Raw genomic sequence first — 15,371 nt, 5'->3', positions numbered from 1 at the left:
AAAGAAAAAGCCGCTTCAAAGCTTAATGAGTTCAGCTTTAAAGCGGCTTATTATTATTTTACAAATTATAGGTATCTCTTTTTTACTTTAAGTTCTTTAATACTAGCTCTACTAACGGATGATCCTTTGATAGACCACATACCTGAACCATTGTTTCTTCATAACCATTTGCTTTGATCTTTTCCTGAAGCTCCACTGCTTCTGGATCTTCCTGAACATCATACTTTAGGGCAGCAGCGATTACTTTCGCTAAGTTTTCAGGATTCTTTTCTAGGTATTGAATATGCTGAACAGCAGGGCTCACAAGTCTGTCATTTCGGCCTAGCTTGCGGAGCGGACCTCTTGCCACACGAGTAATATCATCATTAATATGCGGATTCTTAAATCTGCCCACAATTTTATTGATATATTGCTGGTGTTCTTCAGAGTTGAATCCGTACTTTTCTACTAATACGGCACCAGTTTCCTGAAGCGTGTTTCTTACTGCTTCAAGTACGTGATCGTCTTCCATTGCATCTTTAATTGTTTTTAGACCAGCCTCATATCCTAAATATGCTGCTGCAGCATGACCTGTATTCACAGTAAACAATTTGCGTTCGATATATGGACTTAAATCATCGACAAAGGTAACTCCTTCAATAGCTGGAACCTCTCCGATCATCATCGATTGATCTACAGCCCACTCGTAAAATGGTTCAACAAGCACCATTAGCTTATCTTCATTTGTTTGAATAGGGACAATACGGTCAACAGCCGCATTAGGAAAAGCAAACAATTGATCAAATTTTTCAACTTGATCTGTATTGAGTGATTCATATACCTTCTCTTTTAAGAAGCTGCTGCCGCCAATCATATTCTCACAAGCAATAATGTTTAATGAATTAGAGCCTGCTTCTGCTCTCATTTTTAAACCATCACGAATTAAATTTGCAATAATTCCAAGCACAGTAGGTCCAACTGCCGTTGTCACTAGGTCTGCCTTCGCGATTGCTGAAATAACCTCATCACTGTTTGTTTTGCTATTGATCGCTCTCACATTTTTTACAATCGTTTCTTCGCTTTGATCAGCAGCGAGTACCACTTTGTATTCTCTTTTTTCATTTAAAAGGTCCACTATTTCATCATTAACATCAACGAAAACGACTTCATAGCCTGCATCAGATAAAAGCTTTCCAATAAAGCCGCGTCCAATATTTCCTCCGCCAAAATGTACGGCTAACATATTAGTTCACCTCATCAAATAAGGATAGAATCTCTTCAGCAGATGCAGCTTTAACAATTTTTTCTACGTTTTCTTCTTCAGAACATACAATTGCAATTTGTGAAAGGATTTCAAGATGTGCTCCATCTTTTCCGGCAATTCCAATTAATACTTTCACAATATTTCCGCCACCGAAATCCACACCGTCCGGAACCTGTACAATGGCTAAACCAGAAGTATTGACAGATTTTTTCGCATCGTCTGTACCATGTGGGATTGCAACGAAATTCCCCATAAATGTAGAAGAAAGTTCTTCTCTCTCAAGCATTTTTTCAACATACTCCTGATCGACATATCCTTTGTCTACTAGAATTTGTCCCGTAAATTTAATCGCTTCTTCTTTATTCGTAAATCCTTTGTTTAAAATAATATTGTCTGCAGTTAAAATGTTTGTCATGTTTGACACTCCTTTAAAAATTTCTATACTTGGCTATATTTATTTTCAAAAACAAGCTGCAGTTCATCTGCCAGTAAATTAGCAATATCTAGACTGCTTCCTGTTTGAAACACTGAAATAGAATGTTCATCTCTAATGATTAACGAACTGATTGCACTCAGCAGTTCTAATGCTTCTTCTGATTCATCCAATGGTGAAAGCAAAAGTAAAATGGTATCAGCCTTCATGTCAGAACCATCCATCCCTTTTATAGAGAGTGGCTTTTTTACCCTCCGCACCATAAAACATGGACTTTTTACAAATTCGCTTCTGGTATGATAAAGCGCAAGCTTGGTATCAGGAATTCCAAGTCCGCCTAATTCTTCTCTTTTCAGCAAATCCTCAGTGACTCTTTTAGAGTCTGTAATCACACCTTGCTGAAATAATTCAGTGCATATTTTATGCAGGATGCTTGGAATCACTTGATCTTCATCAATAAAGGATAGAGAAAAATGCTCTAAGAGTAATTCAATTGCTGCCGCACTTCTTTTAACCTTTGAAATTCTGATTCGGAAGTCATCATAAGATTGTCTTTGTTTCAAGCGAATTGATTGCTTTACTTGATGTCCAGCTTCTTGATGAAGGGCAAAGGATTGTTTGATTTTTTCAATATCACTACCTGTTAAAAGGGGGCTGACAAGCAGGTAGTCCCGATTAAAGTTTTTTAACGGAATAGTAGAGATTACAGCATCGAAACCATGTATATCCAGTTGATCCAGATCAAAAATTGATGCATTAATTGTAGACAAGCCAGGGAGCTCCTGTTCCAGTTTTGTTGATAAGATTTTGGAAGTGCCAATCCCGCTGGAGCAAATAACAAGAGCTTTCTTTGGACTAGTTTCTTCACTATTCAGCAAAGCCGAGGCAAAATGCATGACTAGATATCCAATCTCTTCTCTGGGAACCTTCAATTCTGGAAGGACACTCGCCATACCATGCTGCAAAATAATAAACAGTTCCTTATAATCCTGCTCTATTCTTTCCAATAAAGGATTAGAAATACCCATATTTTGTTTGATTCTATGCAGAGCCGGTCTTAAATGCGCAACAAGTCCCTGGAACAGAGAATTATTCGTCGTTAAATCGATATCAAGCTTACGGCTGACAAATGTCATTAAGTTTTGTGCAAGAACCCCTGCATGCAAACTTGTTTCTCCAAGCAAGTCATCATGATCATTTCTCAATTTGGCTCCCATCAGGTGCATTGTAATATACCCGATTTCACCTTGGGAAATGTTTATTTTAAATACTTCTTCTAAACCTAAAACAATTTTTTCGGCTGCCTTGTATTCTCGCGTGCCTTTTAAACTGTTCAGATAGTCCTCTTCAAAATTAATTTCCTCTCCCTGCTGAATTCGTTCGATCGCCAATGCCAGATGAACGACTAATCCGATATAGGCACTGTCAGCTATGGCATAAGGAAGATCCTCTTTAATATCTTCTATTTGTTTTTCTATAATTAGCAGCTTTGTCTTGTCAACTAATCCAAGCAATCGGTCTGTTACCGTATCAACCACTTGTGCTGAGCGTTTTTGAATATTTTCTTTTATTAAAGAAAGGAACTCAAATTCATCAATATTTTCTATGATGATCTTGCTCATAGCCTTTCTTTTAGAATTCTCTGTCCCAATCAATTCAACACCGTAGCCACGCTTTCTTAGCAGTGTTAAATCAAAAGGGGTAAGACGCTCTTCTACTTTATTAAGATCATTACTGACAGTTGCAATAGTGACATTTAAATCATTGGCCAGCGAAACTAATTTAACTGGCTCCGCTGCATCCAAAAGAGCAGATAAAATCATCGTCTGCCGTTCCTCAGGCGTATATTCATTATGAGAAAGGTTAAAAAGAAAGAGACGAAGCATCTCCTTTTTCTCTTCTTCACCATTAACAGCTATGCCGATGCCTGATTTTTTGTTAAGTTCTAACCCGTACTCCTTTAAAATCTCTTCGACTCCTTTTAAGTCGCGATGAATCGTACGAGAACTTACCTCTAATTCTTTTGCTATTTCCTTTACCGTTGTTTCTCCCGGCTGTAATAGCAATAATTCAAGTATTTTTCTTTCCCTCGCTGATATGTACATTCACATCACTCCACAGCATTGGCATTCACCATGACATATTATGAGCAAAGTTTATGACAAATATGAAATACAGCACCCTATTCTTTCATTTTAATAATAAGAAATGATACTCTCAACTAAAGAATAATGTATTTTCGTCATGAAAGTTGTTGCCAGTATTTAATTATCCTAATTTATTTAAAGAAAACCCTAAACATATTCTGCTGGTACATTTTAATTGAAAAACTATAAATAAGACTGGTTCACAAAGGGAACCAGCCTTTTTTTATTTACTTCAGCTTTTCAATCAATTCATCATATTTAGGGCTATTTAAGAAGTTTTCAACCGAAATATGATGTGCAGTAGGCAGTTTGTCTTTCGCACGTGGTGTTAAATCTTTATGTGTAATAACCACGTCTGCATCTGCTGGAAGATTGTTAATCGCTGTGTTAGTAATATCGATATCCAAGCCTGCTTTTTTCGCTTTATTCTTAAGAATGGATGCACCCATTGCACTGGATCCCATTCCTGCGTCACAGGCAAAGATGATTTTGTTAACATTTTCAGGATTGAAGCCTTCAGCAACAGGAACTTTTGATTCAAAGTTGCCTGCTACAGAGCTCTTTTTCCCTTTCATTTCTTGCATTTTTGCTGCTGCTTCTGAAATATCTTCTTCTTCGTTTTTCTTACTTGTTTTTAAGATTAGAGATGCAATTGCGAATGAAACTGCCGTTGCCACAAGAACCCCTAGAATAACACCTAAGTGATTTCCGCCTTTTGGCGTCATAGCCATTAAAGCAAAGATGCTTCCTGGTGATGGCGGTGCTACTAATCCAACATTTAATAAGCTGAATGTGAACATACCACTTACGCCACCAGCGATTGCAGCAAGAATTAACGTTGGTTTCATTAAGATGTACGGGAAGTAGATCTCATGAATTCCTCCGAAGAAATGGATAATCGCTGCTCCTGGTGATGTTTGCTTCGCAGAACCTTTTCCAAAGAACATGAATGCAAGTAAGATTCCAAGTCCTGGTCCAGGGTTTGTTTCAATAAGGAATAGAATTGATTTTCCAGCTTCTGCTGCTTGCTCTGCTCCAAGTGGAGAAAGAATGCCATGGTTAATGGCATTATTTAAGAATAGAATTTTTGCTGGTTCAATCAGGATGTTTACTAATGGAAGTAATCCTGCATTAATAATTGCTTCAACACCTGTTGATAAGATATTCGTTAATCCTTCAACTAATGGCCCAATACCCAGTAATGCTACGATGGCTAAAATAGCTGCAAGAATACCTGCTGAGAAGTTGTTGACAAGCATTTCAAATCCTTGTTTGATTCTTGGCTGAAGTACTCCATCAAGCTTTTTAATAGCCCATCCGGCAAGAGGACCAACGATCATTGCGCCAAGGAACATTGGAATGTCCGATCCGGCAATAACACCCATTGTTGCTACCGCACCGACGATACCTCCGCGGTCTCCTCCATAAATCATTTTACCGCCTGTAAAACCAATTAGGATCGGCAGTAAATAGTTGATCATCGGACCCACTAGCAGAGCTAGATCTTCATTTGGCAGCCAGCCGTCTGGAATGAATAATGCAGTAATAATACCCCAAGCAATAAATGCACCGATGTTTGGCATAATCATGCCGCTTAAACTGCTTCCAAATCTCTGAAGTTTTACACGAAAACCAGATTTTTCAGCCTGTGTAGAATTTGACATGTTATTTTCCCCTTCCTCTGTTTTTATCTTTAAAAGTTATTGTATGACTTTCTATTTTTATAATACGTTCAATGTAAAGCGGTTTCAATTCAAAGAAAAACGCATTTTGTCACTTCTAATGTTGTCATGATTGTAATAACTGTTTTTGCCATGTTTAATATTGGTTTAGGTGTATGTTATCACCTAATAGACATTTTCTACCGCCTGTTTTCAATTCTACTAGTACTTGCCGCCCTTCAGACTGCTTTCAGCCTCGTATGGCAAGGAGTAGGCAGTTTTTCTTTACAAGACTTTTCTGCATATTTCAGTTAAAATATTTATTAATATCAAATTTATATTAGGGGGGATACGATTGCATCGGAATCAAGAGCTTCATACATTTTTAGTAGAAAAAGCAAAGAATTTAACCGAAGAATGGTATAAATCACTTGATAAAAGTGATCCAAAAGGAGTCTATTCTTCAAGCATTCCTGAAGAAATTCAAAAATTGAAGCAGCAAAATTATGATTTTCATTTACATTTATGTAAAGTTTTTGTGCAAGAAGAAAAACAATTTTCGCAGGAATTTGAAGAATGGATTAATCAAATTGCTAAAGATGAGCAACATCTTAATACCCCTGTACAATACATACTGCGGGAGTTTTTTCACGTACAGGAACAATACCTTTGCTATATCGATGAATTTGCTTCTATTCATAAAGGTAAATATTCACACGAGAAGGTTCAGCTTTGGCAAAGAATCATCATTCGAGCCTTTAAAGAAGTTATTCTTAGATTTGTACAGGAAAATCAGATCTACTCAGAGAAGAAGCTGCTGGCACAGCAAGAAATTATCATGGAGCTCAGCTCTCCTGTCATTACAATCAATAAGGGAGCTGCATTGCTTCCCCTTGTCGGCGATATTGACACAACACGGGCAAAATTTATTCTTGAGCATTCTCTAAATGAATGTTCGAACAAGGGGATTAATCACCTTTATATCGACCTTTCAGGCGTGGTCATGATTGATACGATGGTTGCACATCAGATTTTCCAGTTGATCAGCGCCTTAAAAATGATTGGTGTACAAACTACTTTATCAGGTTTAAGGCCTGAAGTTGCTCAAACTACTGTTCAACTTGGACTTTCGTTTGAAGAAGTCGTGATAAGATCAGATTTGGCTGCTGCACTTTCTGCAAATGAAATAGATTCCGTAAAGTAGACTGGGCAATAGTCCCTTTTAAAAGTTCATTCAATATTTGCTGTCATTCTATTAACTTTCCATAATTAAAGGGATCACATCACGTGATCCCTTTTACTGCCCATATAATTCTTTATATGCAACAACTTTTAAAGCCAGGATTTCTTCCTCAGTCAAACTGGCTTCCATTTGTGAGATGACTTGCTCTTTTGATACAGTGCCTTCCTGAGCCTGAACCCGCAAATCATTTAATTCTGTTAAACCAACCTTTTGGATCAGCACTCTTGTCGCTTCTTCCTTAGTAGTAAAAGGCAGGCTTTCTGGGTCTGCTGCCTCAGCTTCAGCAACAAAAGCCATTAATTCCGGGTCACTTTCAATCGCAGACTTAATATTTTCCAATTCCCCGCTATTCTCCAGCTCAGTGGAAATGGTTTCCATTACTTTTTCAGCAGCCATGTTTGTGCCAAAATAGTAAATAGCAAAACCAAGTCCTCCTATAACTACTAGCACAACAATAAGGATTTTAAAAAACTTCACTTTTTCCACTCCCAGAAAATTTCTTTTGTACACATCATACTATAGAAGCTGTCAGAAAGATATACTTACACTATTTGGAAATTATTAAAAATAAACTTATTAAAATGGAACGTCGTCTAATGTATAAAAGTAAAAAAAAGAGGTGAATTCCACTTGCAAAGTCATGAGGTAATTACAGATTTAATGGACCGCCATGGCACATCCATTTTGCAGCTTGCCTATTCATTTGTCCGCAATAAGCAAACTGCTGAAGATCTGACTCAAGAAATATTTATTAAATGTTATGAAAAGCTCGATACCTTTGAAGGAAATTCGAGCATGCATACATGGTTATACAGAATTGCAATCAACCATTGCAAAGATCATGTTAAGAGCTGGAACTATCGAAAAGTTCATGTCAGTCAGCATATCAGCAAATGGTTTACCAGTCACCAAGAAAGTCCAGAATCCAAAATGATTCATAAAAGCGAAAGTGAGCAGCTATTTAATGAAATACTGACACTGCCGCCAAAATACCGTGAAATTATATTTTTATACTATTTCCAGGAACTCCAGTTAAAAGAAATTAGTGAAATCTGCCAGATCAATCTCAGCACAGTAAAATCAAGAATGACGCGGGCCAAACAATTATTAAAAAATGCAATGACAGAAGGGGTGCAGAAGATGGACAACAAACTGATGAAGACGAAAGAAGATCTGTTAAAGGGTGAGATGCAGGGCCTGGTCTTTACCGAAGAAATGAAGAGAAACGTATTAGCAGAAATCAGTCAAAGACCATCCATGTCCAGACAAAAGAAAAAAGCAAAAAACAAAACGGTACCTGCAGCCCTGAGCTTTGCAGCCATGACAGCCTTCGCCATTGGCATGTACTATATTATTTCAAATGGACTATTTGAAGAACCTAATGCTGACAAACCGCCAGAAGAGACAGAGATCATTTCTCCGATTGAGGAAGAAGATGTTAAAGAGAACGACAATGAGATAGAAGAGGAAACGGAAGAAAACCTGCCTGAAGATACGGTGGAAGAGGAACCAGATTCAGACCCTGATAAAGAACAAATAGAGACAGATACAGATCAGGAAATAAATGACGATCAAAAACAAGATGAACCTGTGGTTGTGGAGCCGACGAAGGAGGAATTAGGCGCAATCTTGTTTGAAATTAATGAAATAAGAGAAGATCTAGATGAAATTCTTAAGACCAGATCTGATGAATACACAACAGATGAAATATATAATCATTATACTCACCTTGCAAATCGCGAAACACTAGAATATATATTTACTCATGCTTACGATGATCAGATGGGAACTTATCTTACACCAATAGTTCGTTTTTCTAAATATACTGCTGATGAACCTGCTGAAATAAAGAAGATAAATAATAATCAATATCAATTAATACAAAAACTTTCAATAGACCATTATGGTAATTTTACTAATATCCATACATTTTCAAGGGAAGGGAATAATTGGAAGGTTGTTAATTATGAGCATATTGATCATGGATATTAATATATGGTTCCTAACAATAATGCCTGCTAAAAAGCAGGCATTATTGTTATTTCCAAACTTGAAATAGGTCTTCAAGTTGGAGAATTCACATGAGATGAACACAAGACAGCTGTTGAAACAAGGAAAGAACCAACAGATGAACCTCTTATGAAAGCAAGTGTTCTAAGCAAAAAGAATAAATATGAAATAAATTACTCTAAATAGGTTTTTCATCATAAAAAACGGGTATAAACAACCATCTCTCATACGAAAGGACTATGTAAAATGTCACAAAATACCACAACAAGCCGCTTTATTAGCATCAAAGTCATTCTCGTCATCGCCATTGTGATTTCTAGTCTGATCTCATCACCGATTTCAGGTTTTTTAAACCAGGTTATTGCAGATTTAGGGGTATTGAGTGCAGGTGTCAAAACAGCTGTCACCTTTATCATTAATATTCTCATCAGCCCAATTTTGATTATCCTATTTACACGCTTTTTTATCCTAAAAAAAATAACTCTTATCAATAAGAAGCTTGAAGATATACAGCGCGGAGACTTTAGTTCATTGGATTTTCAGTTGAATGACGAATTCAGCCAAATTGCACATAACATTAACAATTTGTCACAAAGTCTGGAACAATATATTCAAACTGCAAATCAACAGTCTGCCGCGGTGAGTAAACAAAGCAATTACCTATTTCAATCTTTATCAAATGTTTCTCAATCAACTGAAAAGCAAAAGCAGCTGCTTCGAAATGTAGAAGATGAAAATAAGAGAATCGTTACTTCTATAGAAGAATCACATGCAACCTTAACTGAATTGGCTTCATCTATTGACGGGGTCACAAGTGCTACACATACCATTAATGAAAAAACAGCTGAGGCTTCAGGCATCTCAGAGAATGTGAAACAGATGCTCACATTAGTAGATCAAAAGTTTACATATGTTCAGCAAAACTCAGAAGAATCTGTTCAGTCTATTGAGCATTTGAAAGAAAAAGGAGTAGAAATCGGGAATATCATCTCCATTATCACTGGCATTAGCGGGCAAACCAATTTACTGGCTTTAAATGCTACGATTGAAGCTGCACGTGCCGGAGAACACGGAAAGGGATTTGCCGTGGTTGCCTCAGAGGTGCGCAAGCTTGCGGATGAATCTCTGAAAGCAGCCAACGATATTAAGGAAATTATAGATTCATTTACTGAGGATGTTGAAAAGGCAGTTGCCCTCATTTTAAATGGAAAAGAGCATGTTCTGGATGGCCAAAAGTCCTTTAAGGAAGCTGACAGTGAAGTGGATGGCATCGTCCAATCGATTAGGCTGCTGGCAGATGAAGTAAACACCATTTATGCTTCGATGGAAGAAATGAATGCTGGAATTAAAGACATTACCATACAAATCGATCAGACCGTGGAATCAGCCGAGAATAACAATTCACTGCTGGAAACCTATACTCAGCTTCAGTCAGAAATTGATCAAATTATACATAATGAAAAGGACAGCGCTAAGCATTTATCTTCAAGTGCAACTTCTTTAGAGGGGATTTATCAAGGATAGGTTAGCTCTATTGTTTTAGGGTAAAGGAGTTATTGGTATCTTTCTAAAAAGAATCCTTCACATACTTTTTTCACTTCCTGGAAAACTAGTAAAAGAATACAGCAGGAGGAGAGTTGATTGGAAGTAAAACCCTTATTAGAGGTTGAAAAACTGGCACTGAAAAAATATAAAATATATCAAACCAGTGTGCTTCACTATATTTTAAGAGCGGCGCTAGCCAGTATGTTTATTGGCTTCGGAGTCATTGTTGCCTTTAAATCTGGCGGGTATTTTTACAATGTTCACTCTCCTGCAGCATATCCAATGGCTGCTTTTACATTTGGTGCTGCAATTATATTAATTGCTTATGGAGGCGGAGATCTCTTTACTGGAAATACATTCTATTATACGTTTGCTGCACTCCGCAAGAAAATGCAGTGGAGCAGTGTAGTGAAACTCTGGACACTTAGTTATGCCGGCAATATAATCGGTGCCATTGTATTTGCACTGCTCATTTACACCACCCAGCTTTTCTCTGATGCAAGCGTAAATCAATTTCTGCTAAGTGTAGTGGAGCACAAAATGACAGCTCCGACTTTAGAGTTATTTTTCCGGGGGATCTTATGTAACTGGCTTGTTTGTTTAGCATTTTTTATACCAATGACATTAAAGGGTGATGGAGCAAAGCTATTTGTCATGGTTCTCTTTGTTTTTTGTTTCTTTATTTCTGGTTATGAACATAGCATTGCCAATATGTGCACATTTGCGATTGCCATGGTATTAGATCATCCTGGAACCATTTCTTTTAGTGGCATCATTCATAATCTTGTTCCTGTTACGATCGGAAACTTAATTGGAGGAAGTCTTCTGATGGGCTGGATGTACTTTTATGTTAATAAACCTTATTTGGATGAAGAGGATCAAGGGTAAGAATCGCCATGCATTAGTATATAGATTATAAAAAAGTTCACAAACCAAAACGCAGGCTATCCATACCAAATTGGATCACCTGCGTTTTGCCATTTAACCGATATTATTCAGCGCATCCTCAATCGTATCTACACCGCTAATCAAATCAAAAGAACGCTTAATCAATTGATTCTTCTCTAAGGCTGCCACAATGACAGACGCGACATCCTCTCGAGGAATCATTCCTCCATGAATATTTTCCGCAGCCGTGATTTTCCCTGTGGCCTCCTCATTTGTAAGCCCGCCAGGACGAATAATTGTATAGTCCAGCCCGCTCGCCTCCAAATGCTTATCTGCGTAATACTTCGCAACGTAATAAGGCTTTATCTGTTCATTCCAATTCTCGCGATTATGAGCCTGCAGTGCACTCACCATGATAAAACGTTTAATGCCGGCCTTTTCAGCCGCTTCGATTGTTTTCACAGCTCCATCCAAATCAATGAGCAATGTTTGATCGAAGCCTGTTTGTCCACCTGACCCAGCTGTAAATACGATGGCATCACAGCCTTCTGCTGCGTCCGCAATATGTTCGACACTGCCATGCAGACTGGCAAGGACAGGTTCTGCCCCTAGCTTGCTCAGCTCTTCTTTCTGCTCTTCTTTTCTAACCATAGCTTTCACTGAAAAGTTGGGATGTTCTGCTAGCTTCTTCACAACGAATTGTCCAATTTGTCCGTGTGCTCCTACAACTAAAACGTTCATAACCACATTCCCTTCTTTATGAGATACTGTTCATTATTTCAAAATCAAGTTTATATTTCAAATGGTCTGCTTTAACCTAGCAGTATGCCAAAGGAACCATATGGTGGTTTTAAATTGCGATAACTTGGGTATATAATCATTGATCTCAAATCGTAAGGAGCATGATGATGACGAAAGAATTTGAACAGCTTATCTTGACGAAACAATTGTCCTTGATGACTTGGGAATATAAAAGATGTGAAATTAAAGAGGTAAAACAGCAAATTCTAACCGATATAAAATTGCTAATTAAAGCTCTGGATTATTTAATATAAATATAGATTATTCACATTTTCTCCCCAGCCCCCTTAACCTCGGAGCGTTCATATACACCCCTTATGAAACCTATAAAACATGTCCATAATGGAATTAGTACAGCACACTACTTCAAGGGGTGTTTTTATTTTATGCCGCATTTTTTAATGTCTAGATTTATCCGTTTACCGCTTGTTCTTCGAATTTTAACTATTGCACTCTTAGCTATTTTTATTTTTGGCTGGTTAGTTCACATAATTGAACCTCATAACTTTCCCAAATTAGCCGATGGAATCTGGTGGGCGATCATTACAGCATCTACCGTCGGATATGGAGACTTTGTGCCTGAAACTGCTCTTGGCCGTTTTACTGGAGTTGTTTTAATTATGACTGGGGCTGGTTTTCTGGCGAGTTATTTTGTTGCTTTAACAACTGCAGCTGTAACAAGGCAAAATGATTTTCTAGAAGGGAAAGTTGCTTATAAAGGAGCTGACCATATTATTGTGATTGGCTGGAATGAACGGTCTCGGGAAATTTTAAATACGATTTGCAGCAGTAAATCAAATCATTATGTCACGCTGATTGATGAAACTCTCGAATATAATCCTTTACCGCATAAGAATCTCCACTTCATACAAGGGCGCGCTAATCGTGACGATGTATTATTGAAGGCAAATATCCATTCTGCCCGAAAGGTCATTATTACAGCAGATCAAAATAAAAATGAATTACATGCAGACATGAACTCAATTTTGACACTTCTAGCTGTAAAGGGATTAAACCCCAAGCTTCCTTGTATTGTTGAAATCCTTACAGCTGAACAATCTGAGAATGCCAGAAGAGCAGGTGCGGATGAAATCATTCAAACTAACTTGTTAACAAGCTTTGTTATGATCAACAGCATCACCTCTCAGGAACTGGTTAACTCATTCTTAGGATTGCTGAATCAGCTTGATAAGCGAAAATTAACCTTTCAGCCTGCATCAGAGGAAATCATTAATCAGTCATTTCAACACTTAAGTCAGATGTTTATCGTTGAAGGGATTTTACTATTAGGGATAAAAAGGGGAGAAGAAACCATTGTAAATCCTCCCCATCCTTTTATCGTCGCAGGTGAAGATCAGCTCATTGTCATCATGAATTAATCTGGCAATAGATTCGATTCCAGCTCCTGTACAAGTGCTTTTCCTGCAACTACATATTCATCCGGCACCATTCCATCTTTATCCACTGGCTCTGAAAACTGGTCAAATGATGCAGTGAAATTTGATGTGTATGCATGATCATCTAAACCGATTTGATAGATGTGCGACAGGATAAACGGATTGCCGCATTCAACAGTGCAATTTCGCGAATCAAGCTGGCCATCAATGGCTTTAATGGGAATGCGCAAAAAATGGTACCCTTTGTTTTCAGCATCCATTTTATAATCAAAGTAGCCATGATCATAATCCCAATTGCCTCCGATCATATAGCCCATTGGCTCTAACTGCTGCTCTAGTTTGTATAGATTAAAATGTGCTCCCTTAACCTTTGAAGGTATTTCAACCATTTTGTCATAGCCCCTTTGTTTATGATTTACTTTTAGCTTTTACAAAAAGGGCACAAATCATGAGTAAAGAAAACTTGCTGATGCAGTCCAAAAGGCGAACGAATGGACTTAATTTCACTTATGCTTTCTTTCCAGGTTAGCAGCAGTACTACCAGCCGTTCTATACCATGAGGATAAAAAAAGAAGAAGCACCTGATCGGCACTCCCTCCATTTCTTCTTTACAGTCTTTTTTCAAGTTCAGCTTTTTTCTCTTCAAAGCCAGGTTTTCCAAGCAGCGCAAACATATTCACCTTATACGCTTCAACACCAGGCTGATCGAACGGATTGACACCAAGTAAATATCCGCTCATCGCACATGCTTTTTCAAAGAAGTAAGCAAGATATCCGAATGTATAAGCATCCATTTTAGGAATGGTTACAATTAAGTTTGGCACTCCACCGTCAGTATGAGCAAGAAGTGTACCCTGGAAAGCCTTGTCATTGACAAAGTCAACTGATTTTCCAGCTAAGTAGTTTAAGCCATCAAGATCGGATTCAGCTTCCTCAATAGTCAACTCATGACGTGGCTCGTCCACTTTAATAATCGTTTCAAACAAATCTCTTCTTCCTTCTTGAACATATTGTCCAAGTGAGTGAAGATCTGTTGAGAAGTTTGCAGAAGCCGGGAAAATTCCTTTTTGGTCTTTTCCTTCACTCTCACCAAATAGCTGCTTCCACCACTCAGAGAAGTATTGAAGCCCTGGCTCGTAATTGATAAGCATTTCAATCGTTTTTCCTTTATTATAGAGAACATTACGGACAGCCGCATATTGGTAAGCTGCATTCTCTCCTAATTCAGATGTGCCAAAGTCACCGCGCGCCTCAGCTGCACCTTTCATCATCTCTTCGATATTAACGCCTGCAGCTGCAATTGGAAGAAGACCAACAGCCGTAAGAACAGAATATCTTCCGCCTACATCGTCAGGAATAATAAATGATTCATACCCCTCTTCAGCAGCTAGTGTTTTAAGTGCTCCTCTTGCCTTGTCAGTCGTAGCATAGATTCGTTCCCGCGCACCTTCTTTGCCGTATTTCTCTTCTAGCATTTTGCGGAAGATACGGAAAGCAATTGCAGGTTCAGTCGTTGTACCGGATTTAGAAATAACATTAACCGAGAAATCCTTCCCTTCTAGAAGGTCCATAAGGTCTTTCATATAAGAAGAACTGATGTTGTTCCCGGCAAAGATGATTTGTGGAGTCTTTCTTTGTTCAGCAGATAGTGCATTATAAAAACTGTGCTGAAGCATTTCAATCGCTGCACGTGCACCAAGATATGAACCGCCGATTCCGATGACGATTAAAACATCAGAATCACTTTTGATTTTTTCTGCAGATTTTTGGATACGTGCAAATTCTTCTTTATCATAATCTACGGGCAGATCAATCCAGCCTAGATAGTCGTTTCCTGCTCCTGTTTTTTCGTGTAAAGAATGGTGGGCAACCTTTACCGCATCCTGTAAGTATGTAAGTTCGTGCTCGCCAAAAAAGCTGAGTGCTTTTGAATAATCAAATTGGATATGGGTCATAGCGAAACCTCCTAAGTATTTATATTATCCGTACTCAATATCACTTTA

At 38.0% G+C, this 15,371-nt stretch carries 14 protein-coding genes; 6 read left to right on the top strand and 8 right to left on the bottom strand.

What is annotated here, in order from left to right:
• Positions 1–82: 82 nt before the first annotated feature.
• The 4 genes from A6754_RS05305 to A6754_RS05290 form a co-directional block, all read right to left on the bottom strand.
• Entirely contained in the window at positions 83–1,222 is a 1,140-nt protein-coding gene (locus A6754_RS05305) for a mannitol-1-phosphate 5-dehydrogenase (RefSeq protein ID WP_066442857.1), read from the bottom strand.
• Between the two features lies 1 nt (position 1,223).
• Positions 1,224–1,658: a PTS mannitol transporter subunit IIA gene (locus A6754_RS05300; RefSeq protein WP_066442856.1), complete on the bottom strand. Its 435-nt coding sequence runs from the start codon at positions 1,656–1,658 to the stop codon at positions 1,224–1,226.
• Between the two features lie 23 nt (positions 1,659–1,681).
• Complete coding sequence (locus tag A6754_RS05295; protein ID WP_066442855.1) at positions 1,682–3,781, bottom strand: BglG family transcription antiterminator; 2,100 nt, start codon at positions 3,779–3,781, stop codon at positions 1,682–1,684.
• Positions 3,782–4,050: 269 nt separating this feature from the next.
• Complete coding sequence (locus tag A6754_RS05290; protein ID WP_066442854.1) at positions 4,051–5,487, bottom strand: PTS mannitol transporter subunit IIBC; 1,437 nt, start codon at positions 5,485–5,487, stop codon at positions 4,051–4,053.
• A gap of 352 nt (positions 5,488–5,839) precedes the next feature.
• Between A6754_RS05290 and A6754_RS05285 the strand changes: the two genes are divergently transcribed.
• Positions 5,840–6,688 carry an STAS domain-containing protein gene (locus tag A6754_RS05285; RefSeq protein WP_066442853.1) on the top strand — a complete coding sequence of 283 codons (849 nt, stop codon included), beginning with the start codon at positions 5,840–5,842 and terminating at the stop codon, positions 6,686–6,688.
• A gap of 93 nt (positions 6,689–6,781) precedes the next feature.
• Here A6754_RS05285 and A6754_RS05280 read toward each other — a convergent pair whose 3' ends face one another.
• Positions 6,782–7,204 carry a hypothetical protein gene (locus A6754_RS05280; protein ID WP_066442852.1) on the bottom strand — a complete coding sequence of 141 codons (423 nt, stop codon included), beginning with the start codon at positions 7,202–7,204 and terminating at the stop codon, positions 6,782–6,784.
• A 153-nt stretch (positions 7,205–7,357) separates the two neighbouring features.
• On the opposite strand from A6754_RS05280, the gene A6754_RS05275 reads away from it, so the two are divergent.
• The 3 genes from A6754_RS05275 to A6754_RS05265 all read left to right on the top strand — a co-directional run bounded on the left by A6754_RS05275 (position 7,358) and on the right by A6754_RS05265 (position 11,170).
• The gene (locus A6754_RS05275) at positions 7,358–8,719 is read left to right on the top strand and encodes a sigma-70 family RNA polymerase sigma factor (RefSeq protein ID WP_066442851.1); all 1,362 of its coding nucleotides are present in this window, start codon (positions 7,358–7,360) and stop codon (positions 8,717–8,719) included.
• A 264-nt stretch (positions 8,720–8,983) separates the two neighbouring features.
• The gene (locus A6754_RS05270; protein ID WP_066442850.1) at positions 8,984–10,261 is read left to right on the top strand and encodes a methyl-accepting chemotaxis protein; all 1,278 of its coding nucleotides are present in this window, start codon (positions 8,984–8,986) and stop codon (positions 10,259–10,261) included.
• Positions 10,262–10,378: 117 nt separating this feature from the next.
• Positions 10,379–11,170, top strand: a complete 792-nt coding sequence (locus A6754_RS05265) for a formate/nitrite transporter family protein (protein ID WP_066442849.1) — start codon at positions 10,379–10,381, stop codon at positions 11,168–11,170.
• Between the two features lie 93 nt (positions 11,171–11,263).
• Here the strand turns inward: A6754_RS05265 and A6754_RS05260 are convergent, their stop codons facing one another.
• The gene (locus tag A6754_RS05260) at positions 11,264–11,911 is read right to left on the bottom strand and encodes an SDR family oxidoreductase (RefSeq protein ID WP_066442848.1); all 648 of its coding nucleotides are present in this window, start codon (positions 11,909–11,911) and stop codon (positions 11,264–11,266) included.
• Between the two features lie 167 nt (positions 11,912–12,078).
• Between A6754_RS05260 and A6754_RS22680 the strand changes: the two genes are divergently transcribed.
• The gene (locus A6754_RS22680; RefSeq protein ID WP_156495704.1) at positions 12,079–12,225 is read left to right on the top strand and encodes a hypothetical protein; all 147 of its coding nucleotides are present in this window, start codon (positions 12,079–12,081) and stop codon (positions 12,223–12,225) included.
• A gap of 132 nt (positions 12,226–12,357) precedes the next feature.
• The gene (locus A6754_RS05255; RefSeq protein ID WP_066442847.1) at positions 12,358–13,350 is read left to right on the top strand and encodes a potassium channel family protein; all 993 of its coding nucleotides are present in this window, start codon (positions 12,358–12,360) and stop codon (positions 13,348–13,350) included.
• On the opposite strand, the gene A6754_RS05250 is transcribed toward A6754_RS05255, so the two are convergent.
• Both A6754_RS05250 and A6754_RS05245 read right to left on the bottom strand, forming a co-directional pair.
• Positions 13,347–13,757: a YugN-like family protein gene (locus A6754_RS05250; protein ID WP_066442846.1), complete on the bottom strand. Its 411-nt coding sequence runs from the start codon at positions 13,755–13,757 to the stop codon at positions 13,347–13,349. The two genes, A6754_RS05255 and A6754_RS05250, sit on opposite strands and share 4 nt — an antisense overlap.
• 219 nt (positions 13,758–13,976) lie before the next feature.
• Entirely contained in the window at positions 13,977–15,323 is a 1,347-nt protein-coding gene (locus tag A6754_RS05245) for a glucose-6-phosphate isomerase (protein WP_066442845.1), read from the bottom strand.
• Positions 15,324–15,371 lie beyond the last annotated feature (48 nt).

This window comes from Cytobacillus gottheilii (genome assembly GCF_001636345.1).
In the GTDB taxonomy this organism is placed as follows: Bacteria; Bacillota; Bacilli; order Bacillales; family Cytobacillaceae; genus Cytobacillus; species Cytobacillus gottheilii.
Note: the sequence above shows the minus strand (reverse complement) of the source record. Positions and strands in the feature narration are given on the sequence as shown.